The sequence below is a fragment of the Robbsia betulipollinis genome (genome assembly GCF_026624755.1).
Classification (GTDB): domain Bacteria; phylum Pseudomonadota; class Gammaproteobacteria; order Burkholderiales; family Burkholderiaceae; genus Robbsia; species Robbsia betulipollinis.
The window spans coordinates 1-16,306 of record NZ_JAPMXC010000003.1 but is presented as its reverse complement, the minus strand read 5'-3'; the positions used below and the strand labels follow the sequence as shown (position 1 = coordinate 16,306).

General features: G+C 66.0%; 15 protein-coding genes and 2 rRNA genes. 10 read left to right on the top strand and 7 right to left on the bottom strand.

Annotated elements, in window-relative coordinates:
* Nucleotide 1 precedes the first annotated feature (1 nt).
* The gene (locus OVY01_RS13365) at nucleotides 2-778 is read left to right on the top strand and encodes a DUF969 domain-containing protein (protein WP_267848102.1); all 777 of its coding nucleotides are present in this window, start codon (nucleotides 2-4) and stop codon (nucleotides 776-778) included.
* Nucleotides 775-1,731, top strand: coding sequence for a DUF979 domain-containing protein (locus tag OVY01_RS13360; protein WP_267848101.1), 957 nt, complete (start codon nucleotides 775-777; stop codon nucleotides 1,729-1,731). Before OVY01_RS13365 ends, OVY01_RS13360 begins: the two co-directional genes overlap by 4 nt.
* A 13-nt stretch (nucleotides 1,732-1,744) precedes the next feature.
* Here OVY01_RS13360 and ybaL read toward each other — a convergent pair whose 3' ends face one another.
* From ybaL to OVY01_RS13345, 3 genes are all read right to left on the bottom strand, one after another.
* The gene (gene ybaL / locus OVY01_RS13355) at nucleotides 1,745-3,457 is read right to left on the bottom strand and encodes a YbaL family putative K(+) efflux transporter (RefSeq protein ID WP_267848100.1); all 1,713 of its coding nucleotides are present in this window, start codon (nucleotides 3,455-3,457) and stop codon (nucleotides 1,745-1,747) included.
* A 19-nt stretch (nucleotides 3,458-3,476) separates the two neighbouring features.
* Nucleotides 3,477-3,854 (bottom strand): DUF423 domain-containing protein, encoded by a 378-nt coding sequence (locus OVY01_RS13350; RefSeq protein WP_267848274.1) that lies wholly within the window; start codon nucleotides 3,852-3,854, stop codon nucleotides 3,477-3,479.
* A gap of 268 nt (nucleotides 3,855-4,122) precedes the next feature.
* A complete protein-coding gene (locus OVY01_RS13345; RefSeq protein ID WP_267848099.1) occupies nucleotides 4,123-5,748 on the bottom strand; it encodes a gamma-glutamyltransferase family protein in 1,626 nt (541 codons plus the stop codon).
* A gap of 534 nt (nucleotides 5,749-6,282) precedes the next feature.
* Between OVY01_RS13345 and OVY01_RS13340 the strand changes: the two genes are divergently transcribed.
* The 7 genes from OVY01_RS13340 to OVY01_RS13310 all read left to right on the top strand — a co-directional run bounded on the left by OVY01_RS13340 (nucleotide 6,283) and on the right by OVY01_RS13310 (nucleotide 13,597).
* On the top strand, nucleotides 6,283-7,272 hold the full coding sequence (locus OVY01_RS13340; protein WP_267848098.1) for a YadA C-terminal domain-containing protein: 990 nt from the start codon (nucleotides 6,283-6,285) through the stop codon (nucleotides 7,270-7,272).
* A 167-nt stretch (nucleotides 7,273-7,439) separates the two neighbouring features.
* Nucleotides 7,440-8,306, top strand: coding sequence for an ABC transporter permease (locus tag OVY01_RS13335; RefSeq protein ID WP_267848097.1), 867 nt, complete (start codon nucleotides 7,440-7,442; stop codon nucleotides 8,304-8,306).
* Between the two features lie 4 nt (nucleotides 8,307-8,310).
* Nucleotides 8,311-9,378 (top strand): ABC transporter ATP-binding protein, encoded by a 1,068-nt coding sequence (locus tag OVY01_RS13330; protein WP_267848096.1) that lies wholly within the window; start codon nucleotides 8,311-8,313, stop codon nucleotides 9,376-9,378.
* A 15-nt stretch (nucleotides 9,379-9,393) separates the two neighbouring features.
* Complete coding sequence (locus OVY01_RS13325; RefSeq protein WP_267848095.1) at nucleotides 9,394-10,470, top strand: extracellular solute-binding protein; 1,077 nt, start codon at nucleotides 9,394-9,396, stop codon at nucleotides 10,468-10,470.
* A 2-nt stretch (nucleotides 10,471-10,472) separates the two neighbouring features.
* Nucleotides 10,473-11,375: an ABC transporter permease gene (locus tag OVY01_RS13320; protein ID WP_267848094.1), complete on the top strand. Its 903-nt coding sequence runs from the start codon at nucleotides 10,473-10,475 to the stop codon at nucleotides 11,373-11,375.
* 75 nt (nucleotides 11,376-11,450) lie between these two features.
* Nucleotides 11,451-12,641, top strand: a complete 1,191-nt coding sequence (locus OVY01_RS13315) for a M24 family metallopeptidase (RefSeq protein ID WP_267848093.1) — start codon at nucleotides 11,451-11,453, stop codon at nucleotides 12,639-12,641.
* A gap of 44 nt (nucleotides 12,642-12,685) precedes the next feature.
* A complete protein-coding gene (locus tag OVY01_RS13310; RefSeq protein ID WP_267848092.1) occupies nucleotides 12,686-13,597 on the top strand; it encodes a LysR substrate-binding domain-containing protein in 912 nt (303 codons plus the stop codon).
* A gap of 31 nt (nucleotides 13,598-13,628) precedes the next feature.
* Here the strand turns inward: OVY01_RS13310 and OVY01_RS13305 are convergent, their stop codons facing one another.
* Nucleotides 13,629-14,240: a hypothetical protein gene (locus OVY01_RS13305; protein ID WP_267848091.1), complete on the bottom strand. Its 612-nt coding sequence runs from the start codon at nucleotides 14,238-14,240 to the stop codon at nucleotides 13,629-13,631.
* A 141-nt stretch (nucleotides 14,241-14,381) separates the two neighbouring features.
* Here OVY01_RS13305 and OVY01_RS13300 point away from each other — a divergent pair, with 141 nt between their 5' ends.
* Nucleotides 14,382-15,038: a DsbA family oxidoreductase gene (locus OVY01_RS13300; RefSeq protein ID WP_267848090.1), complete on the top strand. Its 657-nt coding sequence runs from the start codon at nucleotides 14,382-14,384 to the stop codon at nucleotides 15,036-15,038.
* A gap of 63 nt (nucleotides 15,039-15,101) precedes the next feature.
* Here OVY01_RS13300 and OVY01_RS13295 read toward each other — a convergent pair whose 3' ends face one another.
* The 3 genes from OVY01_RS13295 to OVY01_RS13285 form a co-directional block, all read right to left on the bottom strand.
* Nucleotides 15,102-15,623 carry an SgcJ/EcaC family oxidoreductase gene (locus OVY01_RS13295; RefSeq protein WP_267848089.1) on the bottom strand — a complete coding sequence of 174 codons (522 nt, stop codon included), beginning with the start codon at nucleotides 15,621-15,623 and terminating at the stop codon, nucleotides 15,102-15,104.
* Between the two features lie 189 nt (nucleotides 15,624-15,812).
* Nucleotides 15,813-15,925 (bottom strand): 5S ribosomal RNA (rrf, locus tag OVY01_RS13290).
* Between the two features lie 157 nt (nucleotides 15,926-16,082).
* Nucleotides 16,083-16,306, bottom strand: a 23S ribosomal RNA gene (locus OVY01_RS13285); the annotation flags it as partial.

The window sequence follows — 16,306 nt, the reverse complement described above, 5'->3', positions numbered from 1 at the left end:
GATGCAAATCAGTCTGTGGCCCCTGATCGGCGTTGCCGCGATCATCGCGGGTTTCCTGTTGCGCTTCAACCCGATGCTGGTGGTGGCCGCCGCCGCGCTGATCACCGGATTCGCCGCGCATTTTCCGCTCGAACGGGTACTGGCCGAGATCGGATCGGGCTTCATCAAGGCCCGCGCCCTGCCGCTGATCATCCTGCTGCCGCTCGCGGTGATCGGGCTGCTCGAACGGCATGGCCTGCGCGAACGCGCGCAGGCGTGGATTTCCGGCATCCACGCCGCCACCACCGGCCGCTTGCTGATCGTCTACCTGCTGGTGCGCCAGCTCACCGCGGCGATCGGACTCACCGGACTGGGCGGGCATCCGCAGATGGTGCGCCCGCTGCTCGCGCCGATGGCCGAAGGCGCCGCCGAGACGCGCTTCGGCAAACTGAGCGACGCGGTGCGTTACCGGCTGCGCGCCTGGGCCGCCGCCACCGACAATGTCGGCCTGTTCTTCGGCGAGGACATCTTCGTTGCGTTCGGCGCGATCGTGCTGATGGTCACCTTCCTGCGCGAGGCGGGCATCGAGACCCAGCCCATGCATGTGGCGATGTGGGGCATTCCCACCGCGATCTGCGCGTTCTGCATCCATGCGTTCCGGCTGTGGCGCCTCGACCGCCGCCTGCGCCAGGAACTGCAGTCCCTGCCCGCGCCGGACGGCGCCCTCCGGCCCACCGACAACATCGGTGACACCCGTGCCGTTCGTAACGTCCGTGAAACCCGCGGAGACCGTCGATGACCTTGTCGATCCAATACCTGTTCTGGCTGCTGGGCCTCATCCTGGTGGTGGTCGCCGGCATGATCCTGACGGACCGGCAGCATCCCCGGCGCTTCCTGGCCGGCGGTTTCTGGCTGATCTATGCATTGACCTTCCTGGTGGGCGACCGCCTGCCGCCGGCGTTCGTCGGCGCGGCGGTGGTGATCATGGCGCTGATCGCCGGCTTCGGCGGCGTGACCTCGGGGAAACCGCGCGTGCTGCGCGAGGATGTGCGGCGCGCGAGCGCGAAACGGCTCGGCAACCGGCTGTTCGTACCGGCGCTGACGATCCCGGTGATCACCGTGGTGGGCACGTTGCTCGCGCCGCATCTGGTGTTCGGCGGCGTGCCGCTGATCGATCCGAAGAACGTCACGCTGGTCGCGTTCGGCATCGGCTGCATCGTCGCGGTGGGCGTGGCATGCGTCATCACCCGCGATACGGTGGGGCAATCGATGCGCGAAACGCGGCGGCTGATCGATGCGCTGGGCTGGGCCGTGGTGCTGCCGCAGATGCTCGGCATGCTCGGGCTGGTGTTCTCGGACGCCGGCGTCGGCAAGGCCGTCGCGCACCTGACCACCGCCTACATCAACATGGACTACCGTCTGGTCGCGGTGATCGTGTATTGCGTCGGCATGGCGCTGTTCACGATCGTGATGGGCAATGGCTTCGCCGCGTTTCCGGTGATGACCGGCGGCGTCGGCGTGCCGATCCTGGTCGGCGTCTACCATGGCGACCCGGCGATCATGGCCGCGATCGGCATGTTCTCCGGCTATTGCGGCACCCTGCTCACGCCGATGGCCGCCAATTTCAACATCGTGCCCGTGGCGCTCCTGGAATTGCCGGACAAGAACGCGGTGATCAAGGTGCAGGCGCCCACCGCCATCGCCGTGCTGATCTGCAATATCGTCCTGCTGAACACTTTCATGTTCCGCTGACGCTTCATGGCGCTCACGCGCCGGGCGCGACCTCGGCGTCCAGACCGGCGATGTAATGGGTCATGCTGCGCGCGATCTCGCGCTGGCCGAGGACGACCCGGTGCGCGCCGTGCTGCTCGAGGTGGGCAATTTCCGCCGAACTGTGCGCGCGCGCCAGCACGTGCACCTGCGGGCCCAGCTCGCGGGCCTGCCGGATGACCTCCGCCGCCTCGAACGCGTTCGGAATCGACATCACCAGATAGCGGGCGCTGGCGATGCCCGCCTGCTCCAGCACATCGACCATCACGCCATTGCCGCACACCGCGGTCACGCCCTCGTCGCGCAGCCGGCCGACGATGTCGAGCCGGTCGTCGACCACGACGAAGGCGGCCTGCGCCGCGCGCAGGGTCTTGGCGACTTCGCGCCCCACCCGGCCATAGCCGACGATGATGACGTGACCGGCGGCGACGTGCTGCGCCACACCGGCCACGCCGTCATCCACGATCGCGCCAGCGGCAAGCGCCCCCTGCGCCGGCGAACGCGCGGCACCATACCCGGCGATCCGGCGCGCGATCGCGAAGACCAGCGGATTGAGGATGATCGACAGGATCGCGCCCGCGAGGATCAGGTCGCGGCCATGCTCGGGCAGCAGTTTGAGACTGATCCCCAGGCTTGCCAGGATGAACGAGAATTCGCCGATCTGCGCCAGGCTTGCGGCAATCGTCAGCGCGGTATCGGTGGTGCGGCGAAACAGCTTGACGATCACCAGCGCCGCCAGCGATTTCCCCACCACGATGATCAGGAACGTGGCCAGCACCGCCAGCGGCGCGTCGATCAGCACATGCGGATTGAACAGCATGCCGACGGAGACGAAGAACAGCACCGAAAACGCATCGCGCAGCGGCAGGATGTCGGCCGCCGCGTCGTGGCTCAATTCCGACTCCCCGAGGATCATCCCCGCGAAGAAGGCGCCCAGCGCGAACGAGACGCCGAAGATCGCCGCCGAGCCGAACGCGACGCCGAGCGCGATCGCCAGCACCGCGAGCGTGAACAGTTCCTTCGAGCCGGTCATCGCGATCTGCACGAGCACCCAGGGAATCACCCGCCGCCCGACGAGCAGCATCACCGCGACGAAGGCCGCGACCTTCGCCAGCGTCAGCCCGAGCGTCCAGAGCAGCGTCGCCGTGCTCAGCGTCACCGGCTGACCTTCCGCATGGCCGCCGAGCAGACCCGCGAACGGCGGCAACAGCACCAGCGCCAGCACCATCACCAGATCCTCGACGATCAGCCAGCCGATCGCCACCTTGCCTTTTTCGGAATCGAGTATCCGCTGGTCCTGCAGCGCGCGCAGCAGGACGACCGTGCTGGCCACCGACAGCGACAGGCCGAAGACGATGCCCGCGCCGGTCGTCCAGCCGAACAGGCGCGCGAGCATCCAGCCCAGCCCCGTGGCGAAGCCGATCTGCACGAGCGCGCCGGGAATGGCGATGTTCTTGACCGACAGCAGGTCCTTCAACGAAAAATGCAGCCCGACGCCGAACATCAGCAAAATCACGCCGATTTCCGCCAGTTCGGGCGCCAGTCCCTGGTCCGCGACATAGCCGGGCGTGAACGGTCCGACGACGATGCCGGCCAGCAGATACCCGGCCAGCGGCGGGATTTTCAGACGATTGGCGATGGCGCCGAAAACGAAGGCAATGCAAAGGCCCGCGACGATCGTGGCGATCAGGGGCGTGTGGTGCAGCATCGAGTCTCCCGGAAAAACGTTAGCGGGCCGAACGCCAGGCGGCGACGGCGATCCAGGCCCAGGCCGCGAGCAATGCGACGCCGCCGAGCGGCGTCACCGCGCCGAGCACCTTGACCCCGGTGAGCGTCAACGCATACAGGCTGCCGCTGAACAGGACGATGCCGACGAACATCGTCACCCCTGCGCCCGACAACGCCGCCACGCCGATGCGCGGCATCAGCAGGGCGACGATCAGCAGGCCGAGCCCGTGGATCAGATGATACGTGACCGCCGTCTGCCAGACGGCCAGCATCTCCGGGCTGACGATGCGCCGCAGCCCATGGGCGCCGAATGCGCCGGCCCCCACGGCGACGAGCATGTTCAGGGAGCCGAGGACGATCAACTGGCGTTCATTCATGGTCATTTTCACAGGCGGAAATGCGGGTGGGGGGTGGGCAGGACGAGGAAACGGGCAGTGAAACGCATGCCCGTGCGCCGTTATCAGTGTCGGGGCGGGCGGATCAGTTCAATTTTTTTGCGCCAACGCTCCCGGGGGACGCGCCACCGCCACCAGCCGCGCGCCGCGTCCTGCCCCGAGCGGCACGGCGCGTGCGGACGCGACGGCCATGGTGCGTCCCGCCCCGGTCGCGGGCGTCCCGCCGCGGAAGCCGGCGGCGTGGCCGGTCTCAGAAGCCGGCGGCGTGGCCGTCGCGGCGGCTGTCGCTGGCCGCCACATAGCCGTGGTCCACTTCTTCGGAGAGCCGCCAGATGAACTGGCCGGAACCGAAATCCATATAGGGGTCGTCGACCGACTTCAGCGCGTGCCCGCGTGCCTGCAATGCCGCGACGGTTGCCGGAGACATCGTCGATTCGACATCGAGCGAGAAGTCCCGGTTCACTTTCCAGCGCGGCGCGTCGCAGGCGGCCTGCGGCTGCTGCCGGTAGTCGAGCATGCGCACCAGCGTCTGCAGATGACCTTGCGGCTGCATGTCGCCGCCCATCACGCCGAAACTCATCACCGGCTTGCCCGCATGCGTCAGAAAGGCGGGAATGATCGTATGGAAAGGCCGCTTGCCGGGCCCGACCACGTTCGCGGATTGCGGATCCATCGAAAACCCCACGCCGCGGTTCTGCAGGCTGATGCCGGTGCCCGGCACGACCAGCCCGGATCCGAAACCCATGTAGTTCGACTGGATGAAGGAAATCATCATGCCGTTCTCGTCGGCCGCGCTCAGATAGACCGTGCCGCCCGCCTTGGGCATGCCGAAGTCGAAATGCGTCGCCCGGTCGGGACGGATCAACGCCGCGCGGCTGTCGAGATAGGCGTCGTCGAGCATCTGCGCGGGCGTCACCTCCATGCTGCGCGGATCGGCGACATAGCGGTACAGATCGGCGAACGCCAGCTTCATCGCCTCGATCTGCAGGTGTTGGGATTCCGGCGAATCGACCGGCAGGCTGGCGAGATCGAAACGCTCCAGGATGCCCAGCGCGATCAGCGCGGCGATGCCCTGGCCGTTCGGCGGAATCTCGTGCACATCGTAGCCGCGGTAGCGTTTCGCGATCGGATCGACCCATTCCGGCCGATAGCCGGCGAGATCCTCGCGCGACATCACGCCGCCATTTTCCCGGCTGAAGGCGACGATCTTCTCGGCGAGTTCACCCTCGTAGAAGGAACGGCCGCGGGTCCTGCCGATGTCGCGCAGGGTTCGCGCCGCATCGGGCAGCGCGAAGCGTTCACCCACCTCGGGCGCGCGGCCGCGCGGCATGAAGGCGGCGGCGAAGCCCGGCTGGTCGCGCAGCGCGGGAATCGCGGCCGCCCATTTGTGCGCGACGATCGGCGGCACCGAGTAGCCGCGCTCGGCGATCTCGGCGGCGGGTTCGAGTACTTCCTCGAACGCGAGCTTGCCGAAACGCTCGTGCAGCGCGGCCCACGCGGACACCGCGCCCGGCAGCGTGACGGTGTCCACGCCACGCTGCGGCTGCGCGATGCGGCCGTCGACGCCGTGTTTCTTGCGGAAATAGTCGAGCGTCCAGCCTTGCGGCGCGGTGCCGGACGCGTTCAGGCCGTGCAGCTTTTCGCCGTCCCAGAGGATCGCGAACGCATCGCTGCCGAGGCCGCACGAGACCGGTTCGACGATCGTCAGCACCGCCGCGGCGGCGATGGCCGCATCGACGGCGCTCCCGCCCCGCAGCAGCATCCGCACCCCCGCCTGCGCCGCCAGCGGATGCGACGTGGCGACGGCGTTACGCGCGAACAGGGGAATCCGCACGGTGGGGTAAGGGTTGGACCAGTTGAATGTGATCGATGACATCGCACGGCTCTCGGACGGGGGCGTCGGCCGGTCCTGCGAGCGGGCCGCAGCACCGGATGGGAAGATTACATTTGCATGCACAAACGAACTGCGATTATTGACGACAACCGGTGCGAAGAAAAGCGCAATCGCGTCGCGGCGGTCATGCACTGCCCCGCTGGCGGGCGCGGGACGCGGCGTCGGTACGCATGAAATGCGCGTGGCGAAGGCACGGGACTCTTTCACGCGCGCTCGTCGCCGGCCGCGACCCCGATTCGCCATGGACGGGTCAAACAAAACCGATTCCTCCTATTCTTGCGACTCGCGCCGTCCCGGCTTTGCTTCCCCATAGCGCAGATATTCGCCATGCCCTGTCATTCTCCCTTCCGTCTGCTGACGACGGTGTCGCTGTCGATCGCATCGATGCTGGTCGTCGCACCGGCTGCGTCCGCGCCCTCCGCGGCCGTTCCCATCGCGCCTCCGATGGCATCCCCGATGGCATCCCCGATTGCCCCCGCGATTGCGCCTCCGATGGCCCCTCCGATGGCACCTCCGATGGCCCCTCCGATGGCGCCCCCGATGGCGCCGCCGCAATTCGGGGCGCCTCTTCCGTCTTCGGGCAACGCGCACCAGGGTGCGCCGTCCGGCGGCGGCATGGCGGCGGTTCAGGAACAAATGGCGGAAGTCCTGCGACTGAGAAACGAACGCGCGAACGATCCGCATGCCGCACCGCTGAACATCAGCGAACTTCAGTCGCTGGCGCGTGCAAACATCGCCGCGAAACATGCCGCCCAGGCCGAGGCCGCACGCATTGAAATGCTGGAAGCGCAAGCACTTGCGGACGCGCGTGCCCAGGCCGCGGCGGCACGTGCCGCCGCTGCGCGACAGGCGCAGGCGAATGCCGCGGCACAGGCGGACGCTGCGCGGCAAGCGCAGGCGGATGCCGCGGCCCATACGCCTGCCACTGCTGCCTCCGACGCCGCGTCGAGCGGCGCCGCGCAGACGAATGCGGACGTCGCGCCGCTCGATCATCCGGACAAGACCGATTCCTCCGACCCCGCCGGCGGCAAGACACCAGGGAGTCGGAGTGGCCGGAGCGGACAAGGCGCTCGGGACGATCGGCAGAAGCAGGACGGTGCCGCTCGATCGGCAGCCAGGGAGACCGGCCTCGCAACGAGCGGGCACCCGCAGGGCCTGGACGACCTGGACGACCATGCCGCCGCGCGGCACTATGTCGATGCACAGGGCGCCGCGCTGGCGGCCCGTTTCGACGAGCGTCTGGCGCTGACGCAGCAATCGATCGAGCACGTGGCGAGCCGCGCCTATTCCGGCGTCGCCGCCGGGATGGCGATGCCCAATCTGACCCCGCGCGAGCCCGGCGGCGTCCTGGTTGCGGCCGGCGCCGCGCGTTACCGCTCCGGCAGCGCCTTCGCCGCGGGCGCCACCTACCGGACCCGCAACAGCCGCTGGCTGGTACACGCCGCGCTGGCGGTGACCGACTGCGGCGACACAGGCGTGCGCACGCACATCGGCTACGAGTTCTGAACCGCGAACGCAGAGCATGGCGACGACAGACGCATAATTTTTTTATTTGTCCTGGAATTACGGCGGGCTATCTTATTCATGAACGAATGAACGAATGAACCACGGCGCGCGACGTTGGTCGCGCACCCTGGCCGCCATTTCATGAACCCACCGCCGGGGGATCGCGCATGGCCTCGTCGTCCGACCTCGCGGCCCGCGCTCCCGCTCCCGTCTCCACGTCCGTCGCCCTGGCCTCGGCATGGCCGCGCCGCGCGGCGATCGCATTCAACGCGCTCGTCTACGGCTTCGTTCTCTGCCCGCTGGTCTTCGTCGTCTGGCTGAGTTTCTTCAAGGATGCGATCCTCACGTTTCCGCCGTCGGGCTATACCGCTCACTGGTATGTCAGTGCATGGCGCAATCACGCCTTCGCCGACGGTTTTCTCTTCAGCGTGCGCATCGCCCTGGTGGCCGCGATCCTCGGCGTTCTCCTCGGCGTGGCCGCCGCGTTCGGTCTCGTACGCTTCGCCTTTCGCGGCGCCGGCGCGGTGAGAAACCTGCTGATGCTGCCGTTGCTGATTCCCGGCATCGTCGCCGGCATCGCGATCTACCTGTTCTATCTGCGCGCGGAAAACGCGCTGAATATCGATATCGTCGGCACCTTCGGCGGCCTGATCGCCGCCCATGTCTGCCTGACGCTGCCCTGGACGCTGCGCCTGGTCACCGCCGGCCTGACGAATCTGGATACCAGCATCGAAGAAGCCGCCCGCAATCTGGGCGCGAACGCATGGACCACGTTCCGGCGCGTGACGCTGCCCGCGCTGCGCCCGGCATTGATCGCCGCCTTCCTTTTCAGCTTCATCGTCTCGTTCGAGAATCTCGAAGTGTCGCTGCCCCTGGTGGGCGCGAACCACATGACCCTGCCGATCGCCGTCATGCAGTATCTCGAATTCAATCTGGACCCGACGATCGCGGCGGTCGCCGCGGTGCAGGTGCTGCTGCTCGGCATCGTGATGCTGATCACCGATCGTTTCGTCAAACTCAGTCAGGTGGTATGAGAGCATGGCAACCGTTTCGCTACAGAACCTGCGCAAGGACTACGGCGGCGCCCTCGCCGTCAGCGATTTCTCGCTCGACATCGCCGAAGGCGAGATGGTGGCCTTTCTCGGACCGAGCGGCTGCGGCAAGACCACCACGCTGCGGATGATCGCCGGTTTCGTCGCGCCGAGCGCCGGCGCGATCCGCATCGGCGACACGGATGTGACCGGCTTGCCGCCCGAGCGGCGCGATACCGGCATGGTGTTCCAGCGCTACGCGTTGTTTCCGCACATGACCGTCGCGCAGAACGTCGCGTTCGGGCTGGAAATGCGCAGGATGTCGGCGCGCGACCGGAAACAACGCGCCACCGAGGCGCTCGACATGGTGCGGATGTCGCCGCTCGCGGAGCGTTATCCGCGACAGCTCTCGGGCGGACAACAGCAGCGTGTCGCCATCGCGCGGGCGCTGGCGATCCGCCCGAAGGTCTTCCTGCTCGACGAACCCCTGTCGAATCTCGATGCCAAGCTGCGCGTCGAGGTGCGCGAGGAGATCCGCGCGCTGCAGCAGCGCCTGGGCCTGACGACGATCTTCGTCACCCACGACCAGGAAGAAGCCCTGACCGTCTCGGACCGGCTAGCCATCATGCACGACGGGCGCGTGCAGCAGGTCGGCCGGGCCGACGAATTGTACGAACGGCCGGCGAATCGTTTCGTCGCCGATTTCCTCGGCAGGATGAATTTCTACGAGGGTCACCTGGGCGCGGACGGCTTCGAGACCGGCAAGGGCACGCTGATGCGTGTCGCCGATGTGGCGGCGCATCCGCCGGGCCATGCGGTCACCGTCGGCATCCGCCCCGAGCGCATCGTGCTCAGCCGCCTGCAGCCGGTGCCCCTGCGCACGAACGTGTTGCCCGTCACGGTCACGTCCCAGGTGTATATGGGATCGGTCATCGAATGGCGGCTGCGCACGGCGCACGGCGACCTGCTCGCCTGCCATACCCACAACGCCAGCCACGACCCGGCGCGCGGGCTCGCGCCCGGCGACCGGGCTTTTGCCTGCTTCGACGCGCACGACTGCGTCTCCTTTCACTGACCGTTCTTTCCGACCATGGCCCCGATCCTACCCCGCCGCCGCTTCCTGCAACTGTCCTCCGGCCTGGCGCTCGCGCCCGTGCTCGGCGCAACGGCCGCTACGCTGACCAGCGTCACGGCACGCGCCGCGGACGCCCCCCGCACCGTGACCGTCGGCACCTGGGGCGGCGATTATCAAAATCTGCTCGAATCGCAGATCGCCACGCCGCTGCTCAAACCGGAGGGGATCGACGTGTCGTTCCTGACCGGGGACCAGGTCTCGCGGATGACGAAACTGCGCGCCGAACGCACCGCGCGGCGGCCGTCGATGGATGTCGCCTGCCTGGCCGACATCGATATGTACACGATGAACGAAGCGGGTCTGCTGCTCGCGCCGGACCTCTCGAAAGTGCAGAATGCCCGCAATATCTTTCCGACGCTGAGCAGCCCGTTCGCAGTGCCCCACATCTTCAGCGGCATGGTCATCGTCTACAACACGGACTACGTCAAGACCGCGCCCGACAGCTTTACCGTGGCGTTCGACGCGAAATTCAAGGGCAAGGTCGGGTTCTCCGACATCCTCTACAACTTCAACGCGATGATGGGTTCGCTCAGCGCCGGCAAGGGCGCGTCGGACCTGAAGGCCGGTGCGGATTTCCTGCGCCAGTTGAAAGCGAACAAGCCGCGCGTCTATCCCTCGAACGAGGCCGTCGCCGCGGCGTTGAAATCGGGCGAGATCTGGATGACCTGCATGTGGAAGGCGCGCGCGCTCCAGTGGCGGCAGGCCGGCGTGCCCCTGGGCTTCGCATTCGACAAGAACGGCGCGGTGCCCGCCGTATTCCAGGCCGCGATTCCCAAAAACATCCGTCAACCGGACACGGCCTACCGCTTTCTCAGCGGCATGCTCGACCCGCGCGCGCAGGTGGGTTTCGCCGAAAAGATGGGCTATGCGCCGACCATCCGCAATGCCGGCCTGCCCGCCGGACTGCAGGCCCGCGTGGGATTCACCGATGCGCAGATCGAGAAGTTCCAGAAGCTCGACTACGCGAAGCTGAACGCGGACAAGGAGGCGCTGCTCACCTACTGGAACACGGACTTCAAGGTAGGACTCTGAGCATGGCGCGTTTGCAACGCGGTCTGCCGGGGACATCCACCACGGCGCGCGCGCGGCGCCTGGCCGGTGCGGGACTGGCGTTTCCGGCATCGCTGGTCGTGGTGATCGTGATGCTGGTGCCGGCGTTGCAGTTGTTCCGCTACAGCTTCAACCGGTATGACCCGGTCGAGACGATGAAAAGCGCGCTGACGCTGGAAAACTATGTGCGTTTCTTTCACGAGGGCTATTACCTCGGTGTGCTCGGCACCACGCTCTGGGTGGCGGCGCTGTGCACCGCACTCTCCCTCGTCGCCGGTTTTCCTGTCGCGTACATGCTCGCCAAGACGCAGACGCGCTTCAAGAGCCTGTTGATCATCCTGCTGGTCTTTCCGCTGATGGTGGGCAACGTCGTGCGGGCAGCCGGCTGGATGGTGATCCTCGGCAATGCCGGTTTCGTCAATTCGGTACTGCATCTGTTCGGCTTGATCGATCAGCCGGTGCGCCTGCTGTACACGCCGCTCGCGGTGATCCTCGGCACCACCGGCGTCGTGCTGCCGTATATGATCCTCACGCTGCAAAGCGTGCTCGAAGGCATCGATCTGAGCATCGAGGAAGCCGCGCGCAACCTCGGCGCCGGCTTTGCCAGGACCTTCTTCCGGATCGTGCTGCCGATCGCCACGCCGGGCGTGGCCGCGGGCACGATGCTGGTGTTCATCCTCTGCATGAACGCGTATGCGACGCCGGTCCTGCTTGGCGGCACCGGGCTGACGATGATGGCGCCGGCGGTCTACGACCAGATCGCGAAAACGGCGAACTGGCCGTTCGGCGCAGCGCTCGCCCTGATCCTGATGATCGTGACGCTGGCCGGCGCGCTGGCGTCGAGCCTACTCATCCACCGGCGCTATGCGCAACGCATGGTGCATTGAGCCCCGCACCGCGCAACCCTTTCGGTGCACTGCGCCGCACCACGCAACCTTTTCCAGGCATCCAGGAACCGCACCATGCCCGTCCTCACCCGTGCCACCCATGCCCATCGGCTGACCGCGCTGCGCGCCATGATGGCGCGCGAGCAACTCGACGCCGTCGTGCTGACCGGCGCGGACTTTTTCCAGTGGGCGAGCAACTTCCACGTGGACGTGCAGACCTGGGAGCGGCCGATCCTGCTGTGCGTCACGGCGGACGGGGCATCGTTCGCGGTGATGAACGAACTCTCGACGCATCACCTGCGCTTCGCTCGCGAACGCGGCTCGCTCTGGCTCGACGACATCACGCTGTATGCCGAACATCCGCAAGGCGCGGGCCGTCAGCCGCTGATCACGCAGTTGCCCGAACTGGTCGCGGAGCGCCTGACGCACGCCGGGCTGCGGCGCGCGCGCATCGGCTACGACGCATTGAACGCACCGTTGTCGCGCGCGCTGACGCTGCTGCCGGAAGCGCGGTTGCTGGCCATGACGGCCGACCTGCGCGCGCTGCGCTGGGTCAAGCAGCCGGAAGAACTGGCGGTGATGCGCGCCGCGGCCGACCTCTCCGACTGGGTGCAGGAACGCTATCGCGAAAACTTCCGCGTCGGCCGGCTGACCGCCGAGCTGGATGCGCAAATGGCGTCGCTGATGGTCGAAGAGGCGGCGCGTCGTTTCCCCGGAGAACATCTCGAAATTTTGCGCTGCTGGACGCTCGCGGGTCCGGCCGCGTCGTCGCCGCATGGTGACGGCGCCTCCTGCGGCGCGCGGATCGGCGCGGGCGACGTCATCATCAATCTGGTGATTCCGCGCCTCAACGGCATCGTCATCGAAAACGAACGCACCTGGTTCTGCGGCCGGCCCAGCGACGAGCAGAAACGCTTCTACCGGGTCGCGCTCGATGCCAACGAAGCGGCGCTCGACGCCGCGGTCACTGGCCGCCCGGTGTCGGGCATCGACGCCGCCGCCCAGGCGGTCATCGAACAGGCCGGTTGCGCCGCCTACATCCGGCACCGTACCGGCCATGGCATGGGCATCATGGGACACGAATTCCCGGAGGACATGGCGTTCAACCATCGCGCGCTGCTGGAAAACGAAGTGTATTCGGCCGAACCGGGCATCTATGTCTATGGTTTGGGCGGTTTTCGCATCGACGATACCGTCGTCGTCGGCGACGTGCCGGAGGTCCTCACCCGGGCACCCAAGACGCTCGACTACGTGAGCATCGGCTGAGCGGCCGCACGATTCGAGGTTCATGCTGCGGCACCGGAGCAACGATGGACTTTCGCCATATCGATGCCTTTCGCGCAGTCATGCTGACCCGCACGACCACCCGCGCGGCGCAGTTGCTGGGACTGTCGCAGCCGGGCATCAGCCGGCTGATCGTCGAGTGCGAGCGCGACACCGGCCTGACGCTGTTCAACCGCGAACGCGGACGACTCGAACCCACGCCGCAGGCCCGCCTGTTGTTCGAGGAAGTCGAACGACGCTATGCCGGTCTTGAAAACATTCGTGAATTCGCCACGAGCCTGCGTGATGCCAACCAGACGACACTGCGCGTGGGCAGCGTCCTGTCCTTCGGCCTGCGCTTTTCCGCCGATGTGATCGCCCGCTTCCGCATGCAGCATCCGCATGTCCATCTGGAATTCACGACCGGTGCCTCGGGCCTGATTCGCGACCGGGTGGCGGCGTGCACCATGGCGCTCGGGGTCGTGACCGATTCGGCCGATGTGCGCGACACCGAGGCGACGCCCTTCGCCGCGCTCGATGTGCTCTGCGTGCTGCCCGCCGGGCATCCGCTTGCCGCGCACGAGGTCGTGACGGCCGAGCAGTTCCGGCGCTATCCGGTCATCAGCTACCTGCCGTCGAACATGATCACCTGGGGCATGGACTCCCTCTTCGCCGGAATCGTGCCGCCCCAACTGGCGGCCGTCGTGCAGTATTCGGTCAACGTGGCCGATCTCGTGCGCGCGAACGTCGGCATCGGTCTCGTGCATCCGATCATCGCGTACGACTTTCTCGACACAGGCCTGGTGTTTCGCCGCTTTGCGCCGGCACAGACCTTTCGCGCGCTGAAGATCCGTCCACGGCATCCGGATGCATCGCCGCATGTCGACGCCTATAGCGATGCGCTGGATACCACGCTGCGCAATGTCGTGCGCGCGGTCGAAACTGCCGTGTCGCGCTGAATTCCGGGGCGGCGTGGGGCCCTGTCGCCGATCAGGCCGGCTCGATCGGCATGCCGAGGCCGTACCGGCCGAGTTCCGCAAACAGCGCGTCCCGGAGCGAACCGACCGCCCACGCCCCTGCACCGGAGAGAAGATTCAGCGCTCCACCGAGGATCGAATGCAGCAGCGGCAGACCATGCTCCGCCGCCATGCCTTTCAACAGATCCATCACATCGGGACGGGCGGAAATCAGTTGCAACAGGGCTGCCGTGGCGGTGATATTGTTGGTTTCGTACAGCAGCGCGGTGAACAGGTGGGCCACCACCGCCTGTGCGCTGGGCCCGAGCATGCTGTCCTGCAGCAGGACATATTTTGCGACGCTGACGCTGGCGTTGAGGGAGTGCATCGCCACGACGTGCTGCAAGGACGCCGTGTCGTAGACCGCGTTCGCGGCGGACAACAGCACCGATGCCGCGACAGGTACCAGAGCGACAGTGGGTGCGCCGACGACCTTGCTGGCCACCAACGCCTTCTGCGCAAGGTCGAGCGCCCGGTACCAGAGCGGTCTGTTGCGATCGTTGTTATTGACCATATGGGAAGTCACGCGACTCGCCAGACCGGGCAGCACCGCCGCGGCGCGGCAGACGCTCGTGGCGAACGGCATGGCAGATGGCAGGAACGGCGCGGAAATAGGCATCGCCGTAAAATCCTCGATGATGACTGAAGCTGGGTAACGTCCGGCCGGCATCCGTTCCCTGCGCAGCGCGCTCGCGCTACCATAGCGAACGCATTTCCGAGATCCCTCATGGCTACTACCCCCACCCTCTACCTCGACGTCTGGTCCGACTACGTCTGTCCCTTCTGTTATCTCGAATTACCGGTGCTGGATCAGTTCCGCAATGCCTACGGCGACGCGGTGGAGATCCGCTGGCATGCGTTCGAGTTGCGTCCGGAACCCGTACCGACGCTGGATCCCGAAGCCGAGGACCTGCATGACAACTGGGAACGCGCGATCTATCCGCTGGCGATCGAACGTCATCTGCTGCTCCGGCTGCCGCCGGTCCAACCGCGCAGCCGCAAGGCACTCGAGGCGGCGTTCTTCGCACGCGACGCCGGCCTGTTCGAACCGGTGCATCGTGCGATCTTCAAGGCGTTCTTCGAGGATGGTCTGGATATTGGTGACACGGACATCCTGATCGACATTGCCGCGAATTGCGGCGTCGACCCGGAAATGCTGGAAGAAGCGCTCAACGAAGGCACATATGCCGATGCGGTGCAGGAAGACCAGGCATTCGCGCAGAAACTGGGGGTGTCCGGCGTGCCGTTCGTCGTGTTGTCACGCGATGCGGCGGTGGGACAGGATCAACCACCGGCACCGATCGCCCTGCGAGGCGCGGCGCCGGTCCAGCACTTCGAGGCGGCCGTCGAGCGTCTTTTTCCGGATGGATTTCCGGAAGGCTGAAAACGGCACGTGGGCGCTGGGCCTGGAACGTTTTCGGCGTCAGTCCCCAGCAGCCGCGGCGAGTCATGCACCTGGGGACGATTCCGGCAGCGCCGACGAATGATGGCTGGAGATGAGCCATCGCCCGTCCTTGTCCTGACGGTAGACAAAGGTGTATCTCGCCTTGATGCTCGTGCCATCCGCCGTCGTGAACGTATAGTGTCCCGTATCGCTGGCCTTGCGCTCGGACACCCGGATTATCCGTTCCGGAGAAGCGTCGATCGTGGCGACCACGCCAGGGTACTTCTTCAGAAAATCGCGAAAGTAATCTTCCCGTGCCTGCACGGTGACGCGCGCCTCGTTGGATTTCGTAGGAAGGAGCAAGGCGTCCGCCGCGTATAGCGCGTTGACCTTGCGCGCATCGCCCGTGCCGAGAGCGGCGCTCCACTGCGTGAACAAAGCGGCAATTTCCGCTTTCTGCGCGTCCGTGGTGGGTGCGATATCGGGATTCCGCACGTCTGTCATCACCGCGGCTTCAGGGCTGGCATGTGCCGTGGGCATGAACGTCGCGACAGCCAGGGCAAGTGATAGCAATAGGCGTTTCATCGTTTCCTCGATTGAAGTTCTCTATCCGACCTGCTGAAGAATCGTCTCGCTGGATGTGGAAGCGAGGCGCAGCAGGCATATTATTTTCGAGTAACTTCCTGAAGGATCTACGACACGTCCGAATATTCCCGCGCACAAACGCAAACGCCCCGCCTTTTGAGGGGCGGGGCGTTTGGTACGGCTTAGGGAGCCTGACGATTACCTACTTTCACACGGGAATCCGCACTATCATTGGCGTGGAGTCGTTTCACGGTCCTGTTCGGGATGGGAAGGGGTGGGACCGACTCGCTATGGTCATCAGGCAAAGAGGGGTGTGGCGCGCGCGGTGCAGCGGTGCGGCGTCACGAATCTGGGAAGAAGTTCAATCTGGGGTGCGAGTGTATCGGCACACAACCGATGCTGCATAACCTGCACACGTTGGCTGCGGTATTGCACGCAGTCTTAAAACGTACTGGTTATAGGATCAAGCCTCACGGGCAATTAGTACTGGTTAGCTTAACGCATTACTGCGCTTCCACACCCAGCCTATCAACGTCCTGGTCTCGAACGACCCTTCAGGGGAATCAAGTTCCCAGGGATATCTCATCTCAAGGCGAGTTTCCCGCTTAGATGCTTTCAGCGGTTATCTCTTCCGAACATAGCTACCCGGCGATGCCACTGGCGTGACAACCGGTACACCAGAG

Coding starts and splice junctions, on each gene's coding strand:
- OVY01_RS13300 (WP_267848090.1), top strand. CDS start 14,382: ATGGCTACTACCCCCACCCTCTACCTCGACGTCTGGTCCGACTACGTC.
- OVY01_RS13310 (WP_267848092.1), top strand. CDS start 12,686: ATGGACTTTCGCCATATCGATGCCTTTCGCGCAGTCATGCTGACCCGC.
- OVY01_RS13345 (WP_267848099.1), bottom strand. CDS start 5,748: ATGTCATCGATCACATTCAACTGGTCCAACCCTTACCCCACCGTGCGG.
- OVY01_RS13325 (WP_267848095.1), top strand. CDS start 9,394: ATGGCCCCGATCCTACCCCGCCGCCGCTTCCTGCAACTGTCCTCCGGC.
- OVY01_RS13365 (WP_267848102.1), top strand. CDS start 2: ATGCAAATCAGTCTGTGGCCCCTGATCGGCGTTGCCGCGATCATCGCG.
- OVY01_RS13330 (WP_267848096.1), top strand. CDS start 8,311: ATGGCAACCGTTTCGCTACAGAACCTGCGCAAGGACTACGGCGGCGCC.
- OVY01_RS13360 (WP_267848101.1), top strand. CDS start 775: ATGACCTTGTCGATCCAATACCTGTTCTGGCTGCTGGGCCTCATCCTG.
- OVY01_RS13350 (WP_267848274.1), bottom strand. CDS start 3,854: ATGAATGAACGCCAGTTGATCGTCCTCGGCTCCCTGAACATGCTCGTC.
- OVY01_RS13340 (WP_267848098.1), top strand. CDS start 6,283: ATGGCCCCTCCGATGGCGCCCCCGATGGCGCCGCCGCAATTCGGGGCG.
- OVY01_RS13320 (WP_267848094.1), top strand. CDS start 10,473: ATGGCGCGTTTGCAACGCGGTCTGCCGGGGACATCCACCACGGCGCGC.
- OVY01_RS13315 (WP_267848093.1), top strand. CDS start 11,451: ATGCCCGTCCTCACCCGTGCCACCCATGCCCATCGGCTGACCGCGCTG.
- ybaL (WP_267848100.1), bottom strand. CDS start 3,457: ATGCTGCACCACACGCCCCTGATCGCCACGATCGTCGCGGGCCTTTGC.
- OVY01_RS13295 (WP_267848089.1), bottom strand. CDS start 15,623: ATGAAACGCCTATTGCTATCACTTGCCCTGGCTGTCGCGACGTTCATG.
- OVY01_RS13335 (WP_267848097.1), top strand. CDS start 7,440: ATGGCCTCGTCGTCCGACCTCGCGGCCCGCGCTCCCGCTCCCGTCTCC.
- OVY01_RS13305 (WP_267848091.1), bottom strand. CDS start 14,240: ATGCCGTTCGCCACGAGCGTCTGCCGCGCCGCGGCGGTGCTGCCCGGT.